Source organism: Glutamicibacter sp. Je.9.36, from assembly GCF_051129975.1.
GTDB lineage: Bacteria > Actinomycetota > Actinomycetes > Actinomycetales > Micrococcaceae > Glutamicibacter.
In genome coordinates, this window is the sequence record NZ_JBCPSN010000012.1 from 1 (window position 1) to 5,965 (window position 5,965).

3 protein-coding genes and 3 tRNA genes are annotated in these 5,965 nt (G+C 52.6%); all 6 read right to left on the reverse strand.

Translation table 11 applies throughout. The features are described 5' to 3' along the window. Positions 1-266: 266 nt before the first annotated feature. The 6 genes from AAZQ98_RS17580 to AAZQ98_RS17605 all read right to left on the reverse strand — a co-directional run bounded on the left by AAZQ98_RS17580 (position 267) and on the right by AAZQ98_RS17605 (position 4,867). On the reverse strand, positions 267-782 hold the full coding sequence (locus AAZQ98_RS17580) for a GtrA family protein (protein ID WP_434694128.1): 516 nt from the start codon (positions 780-782) through the stop codon (positions 267-269). Between the two features lie 442 nt (positions 783-1,224). After that, positions 1,225-1,300, reverse strand: a tRNA-Glu gene (locus tag AAZQ98_RS17585). Positions 1,301-1,348: 48 nt separating this feature from the next. Further along, positions 1,349-1,420 (reverse strand) — tRNA-Gln (locus AAZQ98_RS17590). 286 nt (positions 1,421-1,706) lie between these two features. Next, a tRNA-Pro gene (locus AAZQ98_RS17595) sits at positions 1,707-1,780 on the reverse strand. A 109-nt stretch (positions 1,781-1,889) separates the two neighbouring features. Continuing rightward, positions 1,890-3,266: an FAD-binding oxidoreductase gene (locus AAZQ98_RS17600; protein WP_434694131.1), complete on the reverse strand. Its 1,377-nt coding sequence runs from the start codon at positions 3,264-3,266 to the stop codon at positions 1,890-1,892. Positions 3,267-3,442: 176 nt separating this feature from the next. After that, positions 3,443-4,867: an amino acid permease gene (locus AAZQ98_RS17605; protein ID WP_434694132.1), complete on the reverse strand. Its 1,425-nt coding sequence runs from the start codon at positions 4,865-4,867 to the stop codon at positions 3,443-3,445. Between the last annotated feature and the right edge of the window lie 1,098 nt (positions 4,868-5,965).

Here is a 5,965-nt window from a genome sequence, read left to right on the forward strand (position 1 = left end):
CCAGAGTTCCTGATCCGATCAAAATCGGCGGAAAACCTTCAGTGAAAAGTGATTGGCTGCCGGGTAAACAATCGGTAGATTCCGTGTTGTTTCCGTTCCGGCAACAGATAAAAACTATACACAGGTTTTCAGGGCTCCGCAAATCGGCAGGGCACTTTTGACAGTGATCGTGGTTACACTGTGGTGGCGTAATCCGCGGGCGTACTCTGATGCCCTGACAGTTGAACAAATCAGCAGCGGAATCGCGACTGCTTTGCTCCTGCGGTTTACAGGATCTCTGTACGTTTATGGAGCGTATCCAGGAAGACGAACTTCTTCATTGCCCACCATCGGAAGATCATCCCAAGTAACGTCCCGATAATTGGTCCGGCGATAAAGTCGGCGATCTCCTGGACGATAAAAGAAACGTCTGGTTCCGTGATTCCAAAGATCCAACGGGATACATAAACCGGCGCCGCAGTAATTCCAATAGCTACCGTAGACATGCCGACGAATTTGATGAACTGAATACGTTTGAGGCCATGGACGACATCCCCAAAGGTAAACCGTCGCGAGAGGTAGTAGGAAACTACCGTGGCCGCTGCATTAGCGATAAGAAAAGCTGAAGTTGGATGCGCCCCCAGAATCGTGAACTTCAATCCGTAATTCACTGCCAAGGTCAGGAGGAAGCAGAATCCTCCTATGCTCAGGAAGTACAGAGCCCTCTTTCGTTCCCGATACTGCTTTGGGCGCGATGGATCCCGTGCGCCTTCATCGCTAAATGCTTTGGCTCCACCACTCATGGATCAAGCATAAACATCCCAGGATCGGCGAATAGAAAATTGAAACTTAATCAGGGCGGTTCTTAGTTATCCATATGGGTCACCTTGCACAGCATGCTCAGATTGAAGCTCATGAGCTTCCAGCGATGTATGAGTCGGGCATTTTCGTGGCAGCGTCCAATGGCCAGGATGACGGCAATGAGTTGTTATGCCCCGCGACTCAACGGGCTCAACGGGCTCAACGGGCTCAACGGGCTCAACGGGCTCAACGGGCTCAACGGGCTCAACGGGCTCAACGGGCAGTTTCCCCTCACCCGCGCTAGACCTGCAACTCTGCGCCGTTACATTACTGACGAATTGCCCTGCTTAAGGAGGTTTCAGCGGAAGCCGCTGTCGGTTTCGTAGAATCCTCGGTTTTTGGGCATAAAAAAATCGCGAAACATAAGTTTCGCGATTTTTGCTTTGGTGACCCCAACGGGATTCGAACCCGTGTTGCCGCCGTGAGAGGGCGGAGTACTAGGCCGCTATACGATGGGGCCGTATGCTGAAGATAAATCTTCAGCTCACCAAATCTCTTTGGTGAAGCGCTGGGATACCAGGACTCGAACCTAGAATGACGGAACCAGAAACCGTTGTGTTGCCAATTACACCATATCCCAATGTGACTTGGTATTCATTTGCTTCAGCAGCCGAAGCTGATCTGCGCTGAACGCCTTAGCACGAGATATAACTATACCTAAAAAATTCACGGATCGCACATCCTGGGGCAATATCCTCGAGTGATCTGCAGCTCGTTTATTGAAATGCCTGCAACAGACCTGGGCTTCGCTACACGTCAGCCGATAAATTGCCGCCGAGGGAGGCAGGTCCACTTGACCTGTCACTGCGTGCTGAGACGACTGCTTAATGCAAAAGAGGGAACCGAAGTTCCCCCTTAGCTGTGTGTCGGGATAACAGGATTCGAACCTGCGACCTCGTCGTCCCGAACGACGCGCGCTACCAAGCTGCGCTATATCCCGCGGTTACAACCATTTCACTATACACCCTGCAGAATTCTCATCAATGCCCGGCATAGCTACTCTTTTCTTTGTCGCCAAGTCCTTAGCAGGGCCTCGCAGCTTAAGACCATTAGATAGCTTTCCCAGGATTCAAGATATTCAACGGGTCCAAAAGGTTCTTGATCTGTTGTTGGAGTTCGATCACTTCTGTTGCTTGTTCCCATTGCAACCAATCTTTTTTGATCAGCCCGACACCGTGTTCGCCAGTAATTGTGCCGCCTAGTTCCAGTGCAATACGTACGGAGCTTTCAACTGCACGGTCTAGCCTCGCTAGTGGCTCGTTGCCGTCTTCCGGTTCTACAGAAAACGTCGGATGCAGATTGCCATCCCCTACATGCGAAATCATCCGCATGTTTACGTTTTCCTCCCGCGCAGCCCGTTGAACGCGGTGCACGTATTCAAGCATCTTGCTTTTCGGAATGGCGACATCCTCTCCTGTCCGGTAAGCATCGTCTTTAGTATCACCCCGGCTGGTTCGGCGCATTTCGATCAGTTGCGTAGCACTCGGATCTGCCGAATTGCTTAGCTGGGCATTGCGTTCTGCGAAAACACTGCGGAGAGCGGCTTCTTCACGCTCGGCGCCATAGCCATCCAGTCGAGCCAAGAGCATGGCACCGCCGAGACCTGCGTAATTCGTCGAGTACTGTTCATCAAGAATGAGCAGAGTCGAATGATCAATGAGTTCCAAAATGGCAGGCTGAATTCTGGCTTTGGCAATCAGTTGAACGCCCTCGACTGCTTCTTCCAGGCTGGGGAACAATAGAGCTATGTCTCGCTCGTCTACCGGGAGATAGCGCAATCGGAGAACTGCGCGAACGACAACGCCCAGCGTGCCCTCGGACCCTGTGAAAAGTGCGGCGAGATCATACCCTGCTACACCCTTGAACGTATTCTTGCCAACGCGGATTAGTCGGCCGTCAGCCAATACGACGTCTAGGGAGAGCACTGCTTCTCGGGTCACGCCATACTTCGCGCACCGCAGGCCTCCCGCGTTGGTTGCGATGTTGCCGCCAATTGTAGACATCTTGTAGCTAGCAGGATCCGGGGCGTACATGAGGCCGAATTCGGAAACAGCTTCGTTGAGCTGATGATTGATGACGCCAGGTTCAACCACAGCGACTTCATCTTCCGGGCGGATCTCTAGGATTCTATTCATCTTGCTCAAGTTCAAGACGACGGCATCACCTAGTACGTGTACACCACCAGAAACACCTGTGCCGGCACCGCGGCTAATGACCGGTACCTTGTATTCGCTAGCCAAGCGTAGAACGTGTTGTACATCCGCTACGGAACTGGCGAAAACCACGGCCAGCGGTTCAATGGGATCCCCCGACAACTGACCGAAGTCTCTAGAGTTTTCTCGAAGCAGCGGGCGCGATGTTTCAATGGCATTCTCTGGTAATGCCGCGCTGAGGGCATCTAGAAATCCGGCATGGGAAGCGGCCATCTTTATCTCCACGGATCGTTGCGTGCAAGTATTTACCTGAGACTACGGCTTTTGAAGGTCTTTGCCGAACTTGATGACCTGGCAATTTACTAGTAGCTCGGTTCAAAACTGCGTTTGCACCCTCACGGCCAGCCAGTCCGGGGCCGGCATACGTCATTGCCCTATTATTTATCGGGCTAGGACCGTTCAGCTGCTGCATTTTCTTTCGATTGTGCTGCTTGGATTTCTGCTGAAAGAGCTTTTCCCCTGACGAATAGTCGATAACAGACGCCCAGGATTGCCACCCAGATTAGACCGGTAATGAGTGCACTACGCGTATCCGGAATAATGCCAATTAAGATGATCACGAAGATCATGAAGGCCAGCGCCAAGTAGCTACCCACTGGCCAAAGCGGAACTGGGAATGCCGATGGTTCAAGATTATCTCTGTCTATCCGGTGCTTCATCCGAATATGAGAGATCAGGATCATCGACCAAACAACGACGGTGGCGAAAGTAGCCAATGCAGCAATGAGGAAGAAGATCTCATCTTCGAACCAGATGTTCAGCACTACACCAATAAGCAATGCGCCGATCATCGATAGTGAAGTCACCCATGGGACCCCGTTAGCCGTGGTCTTCGTGAATACCTGTGGTGCCTGGCCTTGTTTGGCCATACCGTGAATCATGCGTCCCGCGCCGAAGATGTCTGCGTTGATTGCTGAGAGTGCCGCAGTGATGACGATGAAGTTCAGGACATTTGCTGCTGACGAGAAGCCGATGCTGGAGAAGATCGAAACGAATGGACTTTCACTACCATCAATCGTGTTCCACGGCTGAATGCACATGATGACACCGAGCGTCAGTACGTAGAACAGCAAGATGCGCACTGGTACAGAGTTAATTGCCTGCGGAATGACTTTACGCGGGTTTTGCGCTTCGCCAGCGGTAATGCCGATCACTTCGGTGCCGCCGAAGGCAAACATGACAATCGTCAGGGAAGCGAGAATGCCCCAGACACCATGCGGCATGAAGCCGTCGCCAGCAAAGAGATTGGATAGACCTGCAGCTCCTTCGCTTTGGTTGCCCAACCCGAAGACGATTACGAGAACGCCACCAGCGATCATTGCCATGATAGCGACGACCTTGATCAAAGAGAACCAAAATTCCAGTTCGCCGAAGACTTTGACCGAGAGCAGGTTCACGGCGGCAATGAAGAAAACAACTGCGAGGATCCAGATCCATCGTTCGACGTTGGGAAACCAGAAACCCATATATACGCCAAAAGCCGTCACGTCAGCCAGGGCCACCACAAACATTTCAAACGTGTAGGTCCACCCGGTTGCAAAGCCAGCAAAGCGTCCAACGAATTCAGTGGCATAGCTTCCGAATGAGCCGGAGGTCGGATTGCGGACTGCCATTTCTCCCAACGCACGCATCACCATGAACACCACTGCCCCACCGAGTATGTATGCCAACAGCACCGCTGGCCCAGCCATTTGAATGGCGCTCGCGGAACCATAGAACAAGCCTGTGCCAATAGCAGACCCTAAAGCGATAAACCTGATGTGCCGTGTGCTTAAACCACGTTTCAAGTTTTGACTTGTCTGGCTGGTACGCATGCTGCTCCTCCGAGATTGCTAACTGCATCAGAGGTTTGCCGCCCACTTTTCATGGTGTGCTTCAACCCCGACATCCATGTAACCGCAGTCACATGCATCTTGGAGCAGGGAAAAAGACAAGATAGTCCGGTACCTCAGACTCGTGGTGAAAAGAAGCTGAGATACCGGACGGCAATTCTTCCAACGGGTATCTCGGGACAGCGTGATGGGCATTCTGGAATTTCGGCCACTCGCGAGCTGTAGATAGAAGTACACATCCCGGCACGCAACGCAGTCAGATACTCGTGAATCCAATTGAAGGATCATGCTGCGCGATCCTCACCAACGACCTTGAGAATGCTTAAATGTGCTTGCGCAATCCCTCGATATCGAGGCAGGATTCCGATACGGCTGGCTTCAAAGTGCTGCACGTCAGTGGTCAGCAGCCACGCCCGCCTGTGTCCGTCATGTTGTCCACCGGAAGTCAAAGCATCTACTGTCCGTTAGCGTCCGCGTCTTCAGAAACATGATGCCGGTGTCTTCGGGCGGTGGATGACAGTATCTATTGCTTTCAAGGCTTTCCAAGACGAGGTCCACAATGACCTTCATTGGCCTGGCCCGGTGAATTCTCGCAGTCTTGGTTCCCTGGGTCGGTCGAATCCCCCTACGCCGAGACCTGTGGTTGCCAGTTGCTCTCACCATTGCACGCCGGCAGGTGAATGTGGTGCAACTGCGGGAATCGTCTTCCGAAACGGAGCTGTCGCCTTGGTGCCTGAAACTCAAATTACGCAGTCCACCAGCTGGCATTTCTAGTCGATACCCGTCAGGGAACAAATATGGCTCAGCAAGGCTAGCTGGGACGACAACCTGATCTCCAATTTGGAGAAGTACTCCAGTGGATAATTCTCGGGTAACCTGGCCCTCGTCATCCGGTGCAAGCAACTGAGCTCGCCGGCAACCTCGCCAACACAAATACCCTGGACGCACTGCTCGTTAAAGCAGGAGGGAGGAGGAACCAGGCAGCACCAGCTGCCCAATTCCCCCTCCCTTCTCGTTAAACAGGTGAGGCCCCGGCACCAAACGGTACCAGGGCCTCAAACCATCTACTCAAGTTAAGTC

What these genes read in the sequence shown, in the direction of transcription:
- AAZQ98_RS17580 (WP_434694128.1), bottom strand. Translation starts at nt 782, where the DNA reads ATGAGTGGTGGAGCCAAAGCATTTAGCGATGAAGGCGCACGGGATCCA.
- AAZQ98_RS17600 (WP_434694131.1), bottom strand. Translation starts at nt 3,266, where the DNA reads ATGGCCGCTTCCCATGCCGGATTTCTAGATGCCCTCAGCGCGGCATTA.
- AAZQ98_RS17605 (WP_434694132.1), bottom strand. Translation starts at nt 4,867, where the DNA reads ATGCGTACCAGCCAGACAAGTCAAAACTTGAAACGTGGTTTAAGCACA.